Below are 14,343 nucleotides of genomic sequence, written 5' to 3' on the forward strand. Positions count from 1 at the left end.
CGATGATTCTAGCCGAAGACAGTGTGATGGTGCGCCGATGCTTGCTATTCGCCAAGCGCAGAGCCAGAGTATCAGCTATTCATAATTCAATTAGCGGGTGTCATGGATATCAAACAGCTCCGCCTGTTCATTCAGGTGGCGGAAGTGGGGAGTCTTTCAGGTGCCTCACGGCTGACAGACCTTTCGCAGCCATCGATCGGTCGGGTTATTCGACAACTCGAGACCGAACTGAAGGTGACGCTGTTTCGGCGGACCGGTCGTGGCGTGGTACTCACCGAAGCTGGACTGCTGGTGCAACAGCATGCACGTACCCTGCTGGATGATGCCACTGCGTTGGAGCAGGCGTTGGCGGTGCAGAGCGCGAGTGTCAGTGGCAGCCTGGCCTTTGGCTTACCTCCGAGCATAGGGGTTCGGCTGACTGGTGGGCTTGTTGAGCAGTATCGTCAGGCCTATCCGAAGGTCCATCTCAGCATCTTTGAGACGCTGAGTGGCGATCTGCAGGAGCGCTTGCTGGACGGGAGTCTGAATCTTGCCATTTTGTACGGTAGCTCGATCAGCGCTAGCCTCGCAACGGTCTCTTTGGGGACCGAAGACCTGCAATTGATTTGCCGCAGCGGCCAACCAGAAGCAGAGCAGGTCTCGATCAGCTTCAGAGAAATGCTGCAGCTGCCGTTGATCCTGCCCGGCCGGCGACATGGCCTGAGAGCCCTGCTGGAACAAACCGCCTTTCGTGAGGCTCTGACCTTTACCACCGACATTGAGGTGGACTCGTTGAGGGTTCAGCTCGAACTGGTCAGCCGCGGCCTTGGCTACACCATTCTCCCTTCGCAGACCTTGAAAGCCAGCCATGCCAGGGATCTGGTTGCAGTGCCTATCGTGGCGCCGACGCCAAGGCGGCAGTGCGTGCTGGCGTGGTCACGGGATCGGGCGCTGGCACCAGCGGCTGGGGTGATGCGAGAGCTTGTAGTGAGGCTGTTTGGGCAGAACTAGGGTTTACCCTAGCTAGGGTTCGCCCTAGCTGTAGGACAGGACGCGACCGGGCACAATTGGGAAACTTGTCGTCACCATTCATGGAAGAGACCCTCATGACATCAATCACTGCCGCCCGCCCGGTGGACTCCCTCGCTCTCAGCGCAGCTAATGCACGCATGTCAAGCAGTAGCGCGCCAACTGAACTGAAAGCCTTCGAATTTACCGGGGCGATTGCACCGAGAACGCCATCGGCCCAGGAACTGGCCCAGGCTGTTGATAAGGCGAGCGCCCGGCTCGATCAGGGCGATCGTGCAGGCGCTTATCTTGAACTCTATTCAGTAACGGGAAACGAGCAACTGCTCATGCAGGCGCAAATTACCACCTATTCTGGCGCGATTGGCGGCATGGCGCTTGAGGGAAATTTCCGAGCGAAGATGGCTAAGCCGGAGCAGTACACACTGACGCTCGATCAGTTCTCGCATGAAATCGATAAGGCCGTTATTGGACTAGCCAGGAATGCCGCCGACGAAGGGCGTCCGGAACATTTCAATACCTATCAGATCATGCACACCGACCGAGCCGTCTGGGCGTCCAAGGGGATGGGAAACCATTTCCCTGGAAACGCGCAGTTCATCGGAATCCCTGGCGACGAGCATATCGCGAAATCGGAGGGTAGCCAAAACGCGATTCTGGCGCAGGATGAGGCCGAGCTCGGGCGGCGCCCATCGGAATATGCAAACGATCCTCGCTATGATATCAAGACCAGCAGGGACGGCCGCTTCGTTACTGTTGTGAATAACGAGACACAGCGTATTGAAGTGTTATTTGACAAGGCATTTGATTCCGATCATGGGTCAGCGCTTGACCGTCTACACTCGCCTGACCTGGAGCAGATCAAGGATGAGCCGCCCACCGATCGGATCGTTGCCGAGAGGGAACGGAAAATGAACTTCGTTCAGGCGGGGCTCATGGTGCCCGTGGATGAGCTCCCGGCGTTCAACCCGAGTCTTGCCAGACCAGCTGCAAACCTTGATCGGGTGTTTGAATTCGAGGGCGAGTACTATCAGGTAGATGACAGAGTTTTGTTCGAGCAAGCAGGCGTGGATTTCGAAAAGATGACTGAGGATAACTTTCCTGCGGCACTCAAATATGCCTGGGAGCTAAGCAGTATTGGCCGTGATGTAGATGCGCTTGTATCTGGTAAGAGACCTGATTCTCCAGATGCATTTCGCGAGACCTTCGATCAACTCGTCGAGACAAAAGCCGTTGTAAAACTGATCGATTCTAAGGTGGCGGCTCACCTGGCAAAGGATAAGCCGGAGATGGAGTACCACCCTATCAACGACGCCCATAGACAACTTCGATTCGATCTATTCACAGAACTCAAAGCTCAAGCGACTGAAAGCGCATGAAACAGCAGAGCCGTCGATTTTGAAGACGAATAATTTTCTCAAAAGCTGCAGCGGACTTATCGGTCTGCTGCTCTTGAGTGCTTGTGACGATCAGGCACCGAACACTTACGATACCCCCTGGACGGTGTATCTCAAGTCAGAGAAGGTCACATATACCCTGCGCGTGCCTTTCGGCGCGCTGTATCTCTACAATTTTGAGGACATCGACGAAGATAACCGCTCGGTAGTGAGAACAAGCACCGAAATGGAGTGGGACTCTGACAGCGAGAAACCGTATGCGCTCTGGAGGAAAGAACAACTTGACGCCAATCCTGATTTGGACACTGACCTCGTCGCGAAGAAATTCTGGTTTCACATTGGATTCACGGACCCTTCGACCGATTCCGGAAAACTGGCTCTAGGCGTTTATTTCGAGGGTTCGAGTAGTAAGTCATATCCTGCGGATGCACCATATTCCACCGGATTGATTTGGAACAACACCGCCGAACGATACGAACAGCATGCTTATGAGTACATCCTGATCAAGACTCGTGACAGCAACGACGCATCCATGATCGAGTGTTCGAAATCAGCCATTTACTGCAATCTCAGAGGCGCACGACTTACGCCTCACCTGAAGTTCCAAACCATCAGCATACCAAAGGACGACCTACAGAACTGGCGCAGCTATCAGGAGAAGGCGATCAGGCTGTTCAACAGCACCCTGGTGTCGAGCGAAATTCATTCTGCTGACGATCCGGCTGGTTAAGCGTCCGTCTAACATGAGGAACGCTTTCTCATTGCGTTGACGGTGGTATCCTAGCCCCTGCGAATGGAGATACGCGAACAAACCAGCCAGGAAGCCTAATGAATCGCCACAAAATATTGATTGCCCTACTCTCGACCTCGCTCTTGATTGTTTCACCGCTGGCATCCGCCAAAGAAGCGGCCGCGCCAAATGCCGATGACTTCGTTAATGCCTACATCAAGCTTTTCGTACCGATTCATATGGTGCGAGCGGTCGATAGGCGCTGTCTGATTGAGGAGCCGGAGCTTGTTCCCAGAAGTGCTATTCTGACCTGGGAGGACATCAACTCGGTAGGCAAGCTTGAAGGGGCGTCCGCCAAACTGATGACTCACTCAGCAGACTGGAAAGCCCTGCGGCCTCTGCTCGATGCCAAAATTGCCGAAACAATTGAAACTGACACGAAAAGCATGGACTGCAAAGACTTCAAAGCTACCATCGAAAAAGGTGGCTTTCAGGTACTGAAGTCTTCGCTTGATGATTATCTGGCGGTGATGAAGGGTTTCTCGGCGATGTTGAAGGAGGCCCGGGCTGCGGGGGGCTGATCGGCCCCTGGCGACTGTGGATATGCACCGCCGGGAGCACTCAAGGATCAGCGCCTGAGCCATTGGGCTATTCCACGCCAGCCGCAACAGCTGTTATCGTACAGCAGCCATCAGACGACTTTCCTGGTCGATTGATCCACGCCGACCAGGCTGATATCACGGACTTATCCAATCATGACTAATCTGGACAAGGCGATAGCCATCGCCACACGCGCCCACGCCGGGCAGACCGACAAGGGCGGCAATCCTTATATACTCCATGTGCTCAGGGTGATGATGCAGTTTGAGGACCACGATGAAATGATCGTTGCGGTGCTTCACGATGTGGTGGAAGACACAGGCCTATCGGCAGCGGATCTGGAGAAGTATGGGTTCTCGGAAGAGATCATCGCTTCAGTCGACTGTCTCTCGCGACAGCGTGGCGAGAGCTATGACAGCTTTCTCAACAGAATCGCTCAGGACGATCTCGCCAGACGGGTGAAGATCGCCGACATCAAGGACAATCTCAACCTCACCCGCCTGGATCAGCTCAGCAACCGGGACATCGCCCGGGCACGGAAGTATCACAAAGCTTTGAAGGTGCTGGCCGAGTAGATGTGAAGTCCCGCCGTCTAAGGCGTGCTAACGCCCGCTTCCAACTGCTGATCATCCGCTGGCTGGCCTCGACCGAGAATGATGTTGGCAGCGAGCGACAACGACAACATGATGAGCGCGACCGGCCAGAGCGTATCGTTGTGCAGCTGGGTCGAGAGCCCCCCGGCAAGGCCAGCGAGCAGATACTGAGTGGTGCCCAGGAAGGCCGACGCGGATCCAGTGTGATGCGAGAAGCAACTCATATACAGGGCGCTCGAATTCGGCACGATCATGCCATGGCTCCCTACTGTGAGAATAATACAGCCAGCCACTAACCAAAGTGGCGGATCAAAGGGCAGCGTACATGCGAGCGTCGCCACTGCGGCCAGCTGTATGCACAGGGCAAGGTTCAGCATCGTGGCGGGTGATCGCACGTTGAGCTGCCAGCTGTTGATCCGGTTCAGGATAGCGAGCATGACGATGTTCGCAGCGAACAGAAGGCCGAAGGTTCTTTCCGAGACGCCAAAATAGTCCTGATAGATAAACGACGCATTGGTGACGAACACGACCATCACACTGAAGGCCAGTGCCTGCGTGGCGAGGTATCGTCGAGCCCCGCGCTGACGCCAGACATGCAGATAGCGCTTCAGCACCGGTGTTGGCACCGCGACCGGATCGACGGCAGGACCCCTTCTCGGCAGCACACGCCAAATGATGATCATCATGAGCACGGCCACCACCGACAACACCGCGAAAATGCTGCGCCAGTCGGAAAACTGGAGAACCAGCGCACCCACGGACGGCGCCAGTGCAGGGACGGCGATCATGATGAGGCCCACCAGCGAGAACAGCTTGGCCGCCTCGACGCCGACTGCACGGTCACGAATCAGCGCTGGAATACAGACCGCCGTGAAGCCGCCACCAATCGCCTGTGCAAAGCGGGCCAGCTGCGCGACCCACAGCACATCAGCCATCATGATCACGAGGCTGCTCGCTGAGAACACCAGCAGTCCACTGAGGATAACGATGCGCCTGCCAAAGCGGTCCGACAGCGGACCGCCTACAAGCTGCCCAAGGGCTACGCCCAATACGAAAATACTGATCGTGGTGGCGATATCGTCCGCGCCCACACCGAAATCCAGTGCCATTGCAGGCATGGCGGGCAAATAGAGATCGAGCGCGAGCGGCACCAGCGCCATGACCATCGCGATCGGTAACGCAAATCTGAGATTATTCATCGGTTTCCTGGGTAAACTGAACGGGCATAGCCGTCAAGACAACTATCTTTCCAGAAAGAGAATACCTTGCATCTATCTTTCCGGCAAGGTAGTTTGCCGAACTTTCACAGAGCCCGGATGCCCATGAGCAACAGCCACCTGCCCTTCGACGAATTTCTCGCACTCATGCGGGAGAACTGGCCAGAAGCCCACTCACTGATGACAACCGCTGTGCCGCGTATGATTCGAGTGAACGAGGGTTTCCAGCTGGTCATTCGACAGGTAATGGAAGCTCAGGGTTTGCAGGATGCGGACTTCAGATTGCTGAGCACCTTGCGTCGAAGTGGCGAGCCGTACCGGCTGTCGCCGACCCAGCTGTATTACTACATGCTGGTAAGTTCGGGCGGTTTGACGAAGGTTCTGCATCGTCTCGAAGCGGCGGGATTGGTACGGCGGGTTGATAATGAACTGGATGGACGGAGTAAGCTGGTGGAGCTTACGGCTGCAGGCAAGACGGTGGCCGAGGACTCGATGCTTGCCATTAGTCGCAAGCACCGTGAGATGATTTCGAAGGTGTCGGATGAGGACATTGCACAATTGGATCGGCTGCTGGCTAGGGTGCTGCACTCTATGGAGTAGTGGCGGCGAGGGTCAGCTGCCAGCGGGCGTCGGCAAAACCCCTTCCACGAGAAAACAAGCTGAATCAAAACTGAACGGCTGATGGCGTCCGTCGTGACTCTCAAGCAGCAGCTGGACTTTTTCGGGGCTCGTGGTCACGATCATGTTCTGCTGCGAATGCGGCTTTGGTTTGGCAAGAGCCTGAGGGACAAATAGCGCAACATTTATGCCCGTGTAACCCTGCTCAGCGGTATAAGGCAGTTCAGACAATTCCGCCTGCAGACCTCTCGCAGATAAGAATTCAAATGCTTCGACAGAATTTTCACGCATTTCAGAGCCAAGACTTTGGGTTCTGGAATAGTCGACAGGACTAGTGAGTTCGCTGTGCAAGTCGCCCCAGCTGTCGGTCTGAAGCTGTACGCCGCGAGCGCATCGGTATTTTGCGGAGAACAGGAGATGCTGAGTTGTGAGCCCGTCTGCAAACGGGACTTTAATATCTGCCAGAAAAAGGCAGCGATAGTAAGCAATTTCGGCCAATGTCACAGCAATGTTGGAGCCACCGTAGAGCAAGCTGGGCTCGTGTGAGCGGCCGAAACGGGATCCATGGCGTAAGGGTGGATAGCGAAAGGGCGTCGCCAACAGGTAGTGCAGCTTTGCCGCAGCCGGGGGACGAGGCGGCTTACTGTCCTCCAGTAGCGCCTCAAGCGCCGCCTGCTCGTCGAGATTGTCTACGAGACCTATTGTGGCGACCTGCTCCTGTGACTCAACGACTAGATAGAGAAGGCCCTGAATAGGCTGAACTGCCGCCTCAATTCGACTGGTAAGGCTCAAATCTTGCCACGCATGGCATCGAGATATTGAGCGACCTGAACCAGGCCTTCTACTTTTTGCAATCGATCAAGAGGGCGAACATTTCCGAATGCACGATTTTCAGTCTTCACCCAGTGCTTCATGGCCTTCGAATCTCCGCCTACCAGAACAAACAGTGCCTGATAGATCCTGATGAGCAATAACGCCAGCTCTCCGGTTTTTCCCTTCGGATCGATACCGTCTCTTATGAGACCAGTTCGATTCCGGCCCAGCACATGCGCCAACTCATCTCGCGTCATACCCAAGCCTTCCGAAGCTCTCACAAGCGCCTTGGTTAACACAGCTCGATCATCAACCGCCGACGCTGTGGGGTGTAATGAGCTTATTTCATCTCTCCGACTCGACGATGCATATTCAACAAATAGCAGATTATTGATGAATATAATACATGCAAGGTCATCAGCGCCATGTCGATGGGTCTGATCACGTTGAAGTGGAATAGCTACTGCAGTTTTTCCAGCGAGGACTGAACCGTTTCCGGGCGCACATCGCGGTAATTATCCAACACTTCCTTCAATCCGCCGGACAGGCGCAGAAAGTCCAGGGCTTCCTGAAATCGCCCGATGACCGCATCCGGCACCTTGGGATTAAAAGCCAGGTATTGCGAGGATTCCTCCAACATGAAGGTCTCCTCGTAATCGTTAAGATCAACGCCTTCCTGAGTAAGATACCAGTGAGCGGGCTCTTTGCCATAGGCCCATACATCGACCCGGCCCCTCTTCAACATGGCAGCGCAGGCTTTAGGGCTATTCACGTAAAACAAGGCGCTGGCGGGAACACCTCTCTGCAACAATAGCTGCTCGCCAACATCTTCCCGAATAACGCAGATTCGCACGGCTTCGAGCTTTTCGGGTGGTGTCCCGGCAAAACCACGGTCCTTCCTGGCGGTCAATACAATATTTGAGCGGACAAGCGGTCCCACCCACTTGAAAAGCCTCTCTCGCTGGGGCGTTCTGGTGATCGCAAACAACACCGAATTGCGGCTGCGTTGTGCTTCTCTATAAGCACGGGCCCAGGGGAATACGTTGTTGACACTGGGCTGATTACGGGCACCGATAATGCCTGCGAGTTGGCTGAAAACGTCAACCGCCATACCCTTCAACTGCCCTTCACTATCCAGGTAATTGAAAGGCGCATATTCTTCTGTGTACACCTTCATGCGCTCGACAGCTAAAACAATCTTGATATCCTGCAGCGTCTTTTCATACAAACCGGAGGATTTTATTGCCCGTAATCCGCGATTGAATAGCTGGATAATTTTGTCTGCTTCCGGGTGATCGCGCGAGACGATCAGATGTACTGGTTCCTGTAAGAGAGGATTTTCATCGTAGACTAACGAGTCCGCATCCAGCGGAAAAAGGGTTTCCAGCAAGTGCTCGCCCACCAACGCATCGACCGGAAACAGATCGATCTCTCCTTTGATAAGCCGCTCGATATTCGCTGCGTCGGTAGGTGCGGAAGAGACCTTCAGCAAGTTTTTACGAACGGCTTCGTCAAAATCGGCGCCGTAGGCATATCCGGAGGTCACACCAACCCTTAGCGAGGAAAGGTCGGACAGCGTCTCCCAGCTGACATCAAGGTCTTTGTGGTGATAGAAGACGTTGGTGGTGTAGGCGATCGAGTCAGAGTAAAGCATCTGGCTTGCTCTCTCTTCTGAATGTAGCCAGCCAACGGAGGCGTCGACCTTGCCGGATGTGGCTGTCTCAAACGCATGCGGCCAGTCGGTCTGATAGAAACTGACCGCGTAGCCCTCACTGGCGAAGGCCGCTTTGGTCAGTGACGAAAGGATGCCGCCACTATTAATTTCAATATCGCTGAAAGGCGCCCATTGGCCAAAGGCAATCCTGAATTCGTGTGCCACTTTCGGGTTCGTTAGCGCCGACACCGGGTGACGATTATTCGATGACTCTGCAACGAGTGCGACGCGAGCAGAATTTTCCAGCGCGGACAGTGTTTCAGCCTTGAGAGCAGGAGATGTTACTGCAGTCACCAGTGTAAGGGTGACCAAGTAGCGAACGACACATATCATCTGGCTCAGTCCGGTGGGGAATCAATATCCATTAATAGCCCGGAAAGAGTCGTTGTCAACGCTTAGTCTGGCGGTGTTGCGGTCGATGGAATGGCGAACCCATCGATGAAGATGCGAATCCGGCTCTAAGTCGCACCGGATGTCGCGTTGTGATACGCGCCGATCGGCGCGTGGGGATAGGCGCACAGTCGAACCGTGCGCCTATCGCGTCAGCTAAGCAGCAACCGACGCACGCCTGAAGATTACTGACTTACAAAAGGACGGTCCAGATTGAGCGAATTAGTTCGGGAGCCGTTCTCGAGCTTGCCGCCTAGATAGAGGCTACCGCCACCAACGGCTAGAATATCCGTTCTTTCGAAACTGTATGGCTGGCCGTTAAGTTCCGAAAATTCGAAACCTATTTCAGTGGCCTGCATACCTTCCGTCGTAGTGACTGTCGACCCGAGTGTGTAAAGGCCATTAACGGTAGTCCTGATGGCGGTGGGCTCTCCGACACAGTCTGCATTGTCATAGGCATAAGTGAGATACTCGACGCCGCTTTCAGTGAAATTATACGCGCCGGCATAGTATGCCGCGCCACGCCTCGTCGAGTTCTCGGTGCATTGTCCCTTCCACTGGCCGATGAGGGCCTGAGCAACTGCGCTGTTATCTTCAGGTATGCCTGGATCCATACCATCTGTACCACTGACTGGCACATCACCTGCACCACCCTGAAGCGTGAAGACTCGGTCCAGATCGAGCGTCGTTGTTCGGCTTTCAGGTGTCGCGGCAAATTCATTACCAAAGTAGAGCCCGGCCGAATCAACATAGAAAATATCGTACTGGGTCGACGGCGGTGCATCTTCGGGTACAGGATCTACCTGCATGTCGAGCGCGCTGGCCTGGAGCCCATCGGTAGTGGCAACGGCTGTGCCGATGGCAAAGGTGCCACCCATTCGTTGTACTTCAGTAGTGGTGGAGGGTGTCGCGCAGTCTGGGTCGTCGTAAAAGTTCACGACCATTTCAAAGCGGTTCTTGTCGAATATCCTGCTCTGGCGACTGGAGCCCTCATCAGTCTCGCCACCCTGTCCAGGGGTACACTCAGCGATCCACGTACCCTCGAGCAACGTGGCTTCACCTGACCCGCCAAGCTCGGAGCCACCCTCACTCGAACTGTCCGTGACCGGTGGCGTCTGCACATCATCATCACCGCTCTTGCCATCGCTGCCACAACCAGCGAGCAAAACCAAGCAGAGTGCGAAACATTGTTTACGTTCGAACATAAGACATCCTTGTGTGATTTGATTATTTTGTGATTCCTGAGTCAGGCCTCGGCAGGCTGCATGATAGGGAGAGCTTTGGACAGAGGCAATCGTCCTTTGGGTTGGTTTCTGGGGAGGTACGGTCGAGGCGTAGGCCCACTAAGCCCCACGCCTCGGGTCCAGCGGTCGGCCGAAATGGCTGGGTCAGAATTTGGGACAACGAACATCTTCACGGGGGCAAGAACGATGTCAACGTTCATGATGAACAGGAGCATCCGATCCACCTATTGGCAACAAGACTAAGCCCAAATTTTATTCAATACAATCAATGATGGCAGCGCCAGCTGACCCACAGCTGACGCTTCAAGAAATACTACTGACGCAGTAAAGGCTCTTCCAGATTCAGGGAATCTGTTCGTGAACCGGTCTCGGACTCAGTACCGAGATATAGCGTATTACCGTCGACGGTTACCAGGTCCTGATACTCGAGACCGATGGCCTCACCATCAAGCTCGGAAAACACGAAATTTATTTCCCTCGCCGCGAGGCCCTCGGCGGTCGTCACCGGGCTACCGAGCGTGTACTCACCACGCAAAGTGCTGTTGTCGCCGGCACTGAGCTGCACCGTGCAATCCGGATCTTCATAGTATTCGACTCGGAAGTCGACACCAGACTCGCTAAAGCTGTACTGGTCGACATAGTGGCTTGATCCCCCTGGCGTCGGGTTTGCAGTACAAGCCCCCTTCCATTCACCGATCAAAGCCTGCGCCAGAGCATTACCGTCATCAGTGCCACCGTCATCAGTGCCANTGTACCACCGTCATCGCTACCACCGCCGTTTCCTGGCGTTCCGGGATTCTCAGCACCACCGTCATCCGGCGTCTCGGGTTCATCAGTGCCGCTACCTGGCTCTCCCCCCGCGCCAGGCACAGCCGCGCCACCCTGCTTGGTAAGCAAACTATCAAAATCGAGTGTCGTTGGTCTGCTTTCAGGCGTGGCACCCTGCTCCGCACCGAAATACAGACCTGCCTGGTCAAGGTAGAAAATGTCGTAGAGCGTTGTCGATGTTGCGGTACCGTTGGCTGAATCGACTCTCAGATCGATCGCCTTGGCCTCGAGTCCTGAGGAGGTGGCGACAGCCGAGCCAATGGCAAAGGTCCCGGCGAAACGCTGGGACGCTGTTGTAGTCGACGGTGTTGCACAGACGCCATCGTCGAAATAATCCAACCGGGATTCAAAACGATTCTTATCGAACGTCGCCGTAATCTTATTGGAGCCATCCACCACGTCGCCCTGACCTGGCTGGCAGGACGACGCCCACACGCCTTCCAGTTCCGTTGCCGCGCCTGTACCACCAAGATCTGAGCCGTCCCCGCTCGAACTACCGCCCAGAACGGGCGTTCCCCGATTATCACCACCGCCACTGCTACCGCCACCACAGCCGGCGAGCAACACCAGACAAAGTGCTAAACAAAGCTTTCGTTCGAACATGGGATTTCCTTGTGCGAGTTGATTTTATTATTCAGGGCCTGAGACAGGCTCTGCAGAGTGCATAGTATGAACGCCTTTTGAGTGGATCAATCATCTATTGGGTTAAGTTCCTGCAATTTGGGATCAGTGATTGTGCGCACTAGCTATCCAAGAAGATGCGAGAGCCTTATGGTCTCCGTCCGATTCAGGGCCCAATCCGGATACATGAGCTGTGGCGATCAAGTCAGATTGCAGCGCCATGAATTCGAGCAGTTCGATCAACGAAGGGAAGCACCTACGACTCATTGCAAGCCAATAATCCTTATCACATGGCTGATCAGCGCCCTCATGCTCAGTGCATGCGGCGACGACAAGAAAGTCCAAGGGATGTGGTGAAAAGCCCGCGACAGGCCCGCAAGTACCTACTTCCCACAGCAACATCTACCACTGCAAATCAAGTACAATCGCTACTCTCGCGAGGAGAGGCTTCGCGATAACTCTTCAGAGGAAAAGGATGAACCTCTTTACGATACCGGTGTTCGCCAAAGGCTATTTCCCACACGTAGACGGTCTGCGGGCGATAGCCGTGCTAGCTGTTGTTCTGTTTCACGCGGATTTCTGGTCTTCAAAGGCGGCTTCGTCGGCGTCGATGTTTTCTTCGTGATCAGCGGTTTTCTCATAACACGCTTGATCTATGCGGAAATCGAGCGTACTGGCACCTTCCGCTTCGACAAATTCTATCTCCGCCGGGTCAAACGGCTCTTGCCTGCGCTCCTGGTCGTGCTGCTGGCCACGACACTGGTAGCGACTGTCATTCTCTCTCCGCTGCATCTGGAACGCTTCGGCTCATCACTGGCTGCTGCTGTACTCAGTATTTCCAACTTCTTTTTCCTGGCGGAAGCCGACTATTTCGACAGCGCCACCCGGCTCAAGCCGCTCCTGCATACCTGGAGCCTGAGCGTGGAAGAGCAGTTTTATCTCATCTGGCCGCTCACCCTGCTCTTGCTGCTCAGGTATATCAAGGTTCGCTGGATTCCCTGGCTCCTGGTGGGCGCAGGCGGCGTGAGCCTGTATCTCAACTTCAAGTTCGCCGATGGCAATGTCAGTCTCCTATCCACGCATGCGCCGTGGCTTGCAAACTATCTTGCCAATGGCAAGGGCACGATCTTCTATCTCCTCCCATTCAGAGTATTCGAATTTATCATCGGTGCTCTGACGGTCTGGTTCATGCACGTGCAGCCCAAACGCCAGCTGGTCAGCGATGTGCTGATGCTCGTTGGCCTCGGCTTGATCGGCTACTCGATCTTCTTTTTCCATGAAGACATCCTGTTTCCCGCGCATAGCGCGCTTCTGCCCTGCCTGGGCACGGCATTGGTGATCCATTCTGGCGGCAACAGTCGACTCGTCGGCATGTTGCAGAACCCCCTCATGGTCTGGATTGGCCTGATCAGTTATTCGCTCTACCTGGTTCACTGGCCGGTCACGGTGTTCTGGCGATATCTCATGATCAGCGGTGAGTTCAGCCTGATCGATCAGTTCGGCATCGTGGCGCTGTCGTTTGCTCTGGCCTACGCGACTTATCGTTGGGTGGAAACGCCGGCCAGAAACGGGAAACTGGCGCTGACGGCTCCGCGCTGGGTGGTCGCTACGGTCGCCATCACCGGCTTCAATGTAGCGCTCGGCATGCATATGCAGGTCACGGAGGGCTGGAACTGGCGCGTCGATAATCCGGTAGCGGTTGTCATAGAAGGCGACGGCAGTGATTTCAGTCGGGAACACTATGGCGGCTATGGCTTTCCCTACTACGGCGCCGTTGCGGAAGCAGAACAGGACCCTGAGGGTGCTGATATTGTTCTGATTGGAGACAGTCACGGGCGTCACTACGCAGAAGGCATCTATAGAGAGCTGGCAGAGCCTTTTGGCCGCTCTATGTTCATCGCTTCGGGAACGAGTTGCCTGCATTTGCCGGGGTTCACCCGCAACTCTGTGGGGCAGGACTGGAATCGCTTGTGCCCATCGGCGTTCAAAAAGGCCATGAGCTACATCAATTCGGCAGAAAAGCCACCTCTGGTTATCGTTTCGCATGCCTGGCTGTATCAACTGGAGATGGCTGACAAGCTGGATCAATATGGCAAGCCCCTGCATCAGCGTATCGATGGTGAAACGCTGTTCCAGGGCATCCTTGAGCTAAAGGCGCAGATAGCGCCATCGCAACTGGTGGTCATCGGCAACGTGCCGAGTACAAACGGTGTTGATCTGTTCGATGTGCTGTTCAGGCCCAACCTGCCAGCGCTGACAGGGCGCGACTATGACAGCTTCACCAGAACGGGGATCGATCAGGGCGAGCTGAAAAAGAATCGCGTCTTCAACAGGCAGTTGCGACAGCTGGCGGAGGATTCAGGCGCCTTCGTGTTCGTCGATCCCTTTGATGCGCTGTGCCAGAAGCAGGCCTGCGAAAACCTGGACCCTGAGCGCCACCTCATCTACTCCGACCAGGCGCACCTCAGTCAGGATGGCTCTCGTCATGTCATCTCGCGTCTGCGATCGTCCTTTCTCAGGCAACCACCGCTGGCCTGAGGGCTGGTGGTGTCAGGCGCTGGGCCGAAGAGGTC

The 14,343-nt window shown here is 55.1% G+C and carries 14 protein-coding genes; 8 read left to right on the top strand and 6 right to left on the bottom strand.

All coding sequences use genetic code 11. The features are described from left to right. The first annotated feature begins 102 nt into the window (after positions 1–102). The 5 genes from ABD735_RS14625 (at position 103) to ABD735_RS14645 (ending at position 4,307) form a co-directional block, all read left to right on the top strand. Positions 103–990, top strand: a complete 888-nt coding sequence (locus ABD735_RS14625; RefSeq protein WP_344807706.1) for a LysR family transcriptional regulator — start codon at positions 103–105, stop codon at positions 988–990. 95 nt (positions 991–1,085) lie between these two features. Then, positions 1,086–2,384, top strand: a complete 1,299-nt coding sequence (locus ABD735_RS14630) for a hypothetical protein (protein WP_344807708.1) — start codon at positions 1,086–1,088, stop codon at positions 2,382–2,384. A gap of 19 nt (positions 2,385–2,403) precedes the next feature. Next, positions 2,404–3,132 (top strand): hypothetical protein, encoded by a 729-nt coding sequence (locus tag ABD735_RS14635; protein WP_344807710.1) that lies wholly within the window; start codon positions 2,404–2,406, stop codon positions 3,130–3,132. 98 nt (positions 3,133–3,230) lie between these two features. After that, positions 3,231–3,713, top strand: coding sequence for a hypothetical protein (locus ABD735_RS14640; protein WP_344807712.1), 483 nt, complete (start codon positions 3,231–3,233; stop codon positions 3,711–3,713). Positions 3,714–3,887: 174 nt separating this feature from the next. Beyond that, positions 3,888–4,307 (top strand): HD domain-containing protein, encoded by a 420-nt coding sequence (locus ABD735_RS14645; protein WP_344807714.1) that lies wholly within the window; start codon positions 3,888–3,890, stop codon positions 4,305–4,307. A 17-nt stretch (positions 4,308–4,324) separates the two neighbouring features. Here ABD735_RS14645 and ABD735_RS14650 read toward each other — a convergent pair whose 3' ends face one another. Continuing rightward, a complete protein-coding gene (locus ABD735_RS14650; protein ID WP_344807716.1) occupies positions 4,325–5,524 on the bottom strand; it encodes a multidrug effflux MFS transporter in 1,200 nt (399 codons plus the stop codon). 123 nt (positions 5,525–5,647) lie between these two features. On the opposite strand from ABD735_RS14650, the gene ABD735_RS14655 reads away from it, so the two are divergent. Then, positions 5,648–6,142, top strand: coding sequence for a MarR family winged helix-turn-helix transcriptional regulator (locus tag ABD735_RS14655; protein ID WP_344807718.1), 495 nt, complete (start codon positions 5,648–5,650; stop codon positions 6,140–6,142). A gap of 12 nt (positions 6,143–6,154) precedes the next feature. Here ABD735_RS14655 and ABD735_RS14660 read toward each other — a convergent pair whose 3' ends face one another. From ABD735_RS14660 to ABD735_RS14680, 5 genes are all read right to left on the bottom strand, one after another. Beyond that, entirely contained in the window at positions 6,155–6,952 is a 798-nt protein-coding gene (locus tag ABD735_RS14660; protein WP_344807720.1) for an RES family NAD+ phosphorylase, read from the bottom strand. Then, positions 6,949–7,431, bottom strand: a complete 483-nt coding sequence (locus tag ABD735_RS14665) for an antitoxin Xre/MbcA/ParS toxin-binding domain-containing protein (protein WP_344807873.1) — start codon at positions 7,429–7,431, stop codon at positions 6,949–6,951. The genes ABD735_RS14660 and ABD735_RS14665 overlap by 4 nt, the downstream gene beginning before the upstream one ends. 2 nt (positions 7,432–7,433) lie before the next feature. After that, entirely contained in the window at positions 7,434–9,020 is a 1,587-nt protein-coding gene (locus ABD735_RS14670; RefSeq protein WP_344807722.1) for a substrate-binding periplasmic protein, read from the bottom strand. 242 nt (positions 9,021–9,262) lie between these two features. Further along, positions 9,263–10,282 carry a hypothetical protein gene (locus ABD735_RS14675; protein WP_344807724.1) on the bottom strand — a complete coding sequence of 340 codons (1,020 nt, stop codon included), beginning with the start codon at positions 10,280–10,282 and terminating at the stop codon, positions 9,263–9,265. Between the two features lie 352 nt (positions 10,283–10,634). Next, positions 10,635–11,021: a hypothetical protein gene (locus tag ABD735_RS14680; RefSeq protein ID WP_344807726.1), complete on the bottom strand. Its 387-nt coding sequence runs from the start codon at positions 11,019–11,021 to the stop codon at positions 10,635–10,637. 1,224 nt (positions 11,022–12,245) lie between these two features. On the opposite strand from ABD735_RS14680, the gene ABD735_RS14685 reads away from it, so the two are divergent. Next, complete coding sequence (locus tag ABD735_RS14685; protein ID WP_344807728.1) at positions 12,246–12,395, top strand: hypothetical protein; 150 nt, start codon at positions 12,246–12,248, stop codon at positions 12,393–12,395. Then, a complete protein-coding gene (locus ABD735_RS14690) occupies positions 12,392–14,308 on the top strand; it encodes an acyltransferase family protein (RefSeq protein WP_344807730.1) in 1,917 nt (638 codons plus the stop codon). The genes ABD735_RS14685 and ABD735_RS14690 overlap by 4 nt, the downstream gene beginning before the upstream one ends. The last annotated feature ends 35 nt before the right edge of the window (positions 14,309–14,343 follow it).

Source organism: Allohahella marinimesophila, assembly GCF_039538005.1.
Classification (GTDB): domain Bacteria; phylum Pseudomonadota; class Gammaproteobacteria; order Pseudomonadales; family Oleiphilaceae; genus Allohahella; species Allohahella marinimesophila.

What these genes read in the sequence shown, in the direction of transcription:
- ABD735_RS14655 (WP_344807718.1), top strand. Translation starts at nt 5,648, where the DNA reads ATGAGCAACAGCCACCTGCCCTTCGACGAATTTCTCGCACTCATGCGG.
- ABD735_RS14650 (WP_344807716.1), bottom strand. Translation starts at nt 5,524, where the DNA reads ATGAATAATCTCAGATTTGCGTTACCGATCGCGATGGTCATGGCGCTG.
- ABD735_RS14630 (WP_344807708.1), top strand. Translation starts at nt 1,086, where the DNA reads ATGACATCAATCACTGCCGCCCGCCCGGTGGACTCCCTCGCTCTCAGC.
- ABD735_RS14645 (WP_344807714.1), top strand. Translation starts at nt 3,888, where the DNA reads ATGACTAATCTGGACAAGGCGATAGCCATCGCCACACGCGCCCACGCC.
- ABD735_RS14670 (WP_344807722.1), bottom strand. Translation starts at nt 9,020, where the DNA reads ATGATATGTGTCGTTCGCTACTTGGTCACCCTTACACTGGTGACTGCA.
- ABD735_RS14685 (WP_344807728.1), top strand. Translation starts at nt 12,246, where the DNA reads ATGAACCTCTTTACGATACCGGTGTTCGCCAAAGGCTATTTCCCACAC.
- ABD735_RS14625 (WP_344807706.1), top strand. Translation starts at nt 103, where the DNA reads ATGGATATCAAACAGCTCCGCCTGTTCATTCAGGTGGCGGAAGTGGGG.
- ABD735_RS14640 (WP_344807712.1), top strand. Translation starts at nt 3,231, where the DNA reads ATGAATCGCCACAAAATATTGATTGCCCTACTCTCGACCTCGCTCTTG.
- ABD735_RS14675 (WP_344807724.1), bottom strand. Translation starts at nt 10,282, where the DNA reads ATGTTCGAACGTAAACAATGTTTCGCACTCTGCTTGGTTTTGCTCGCT.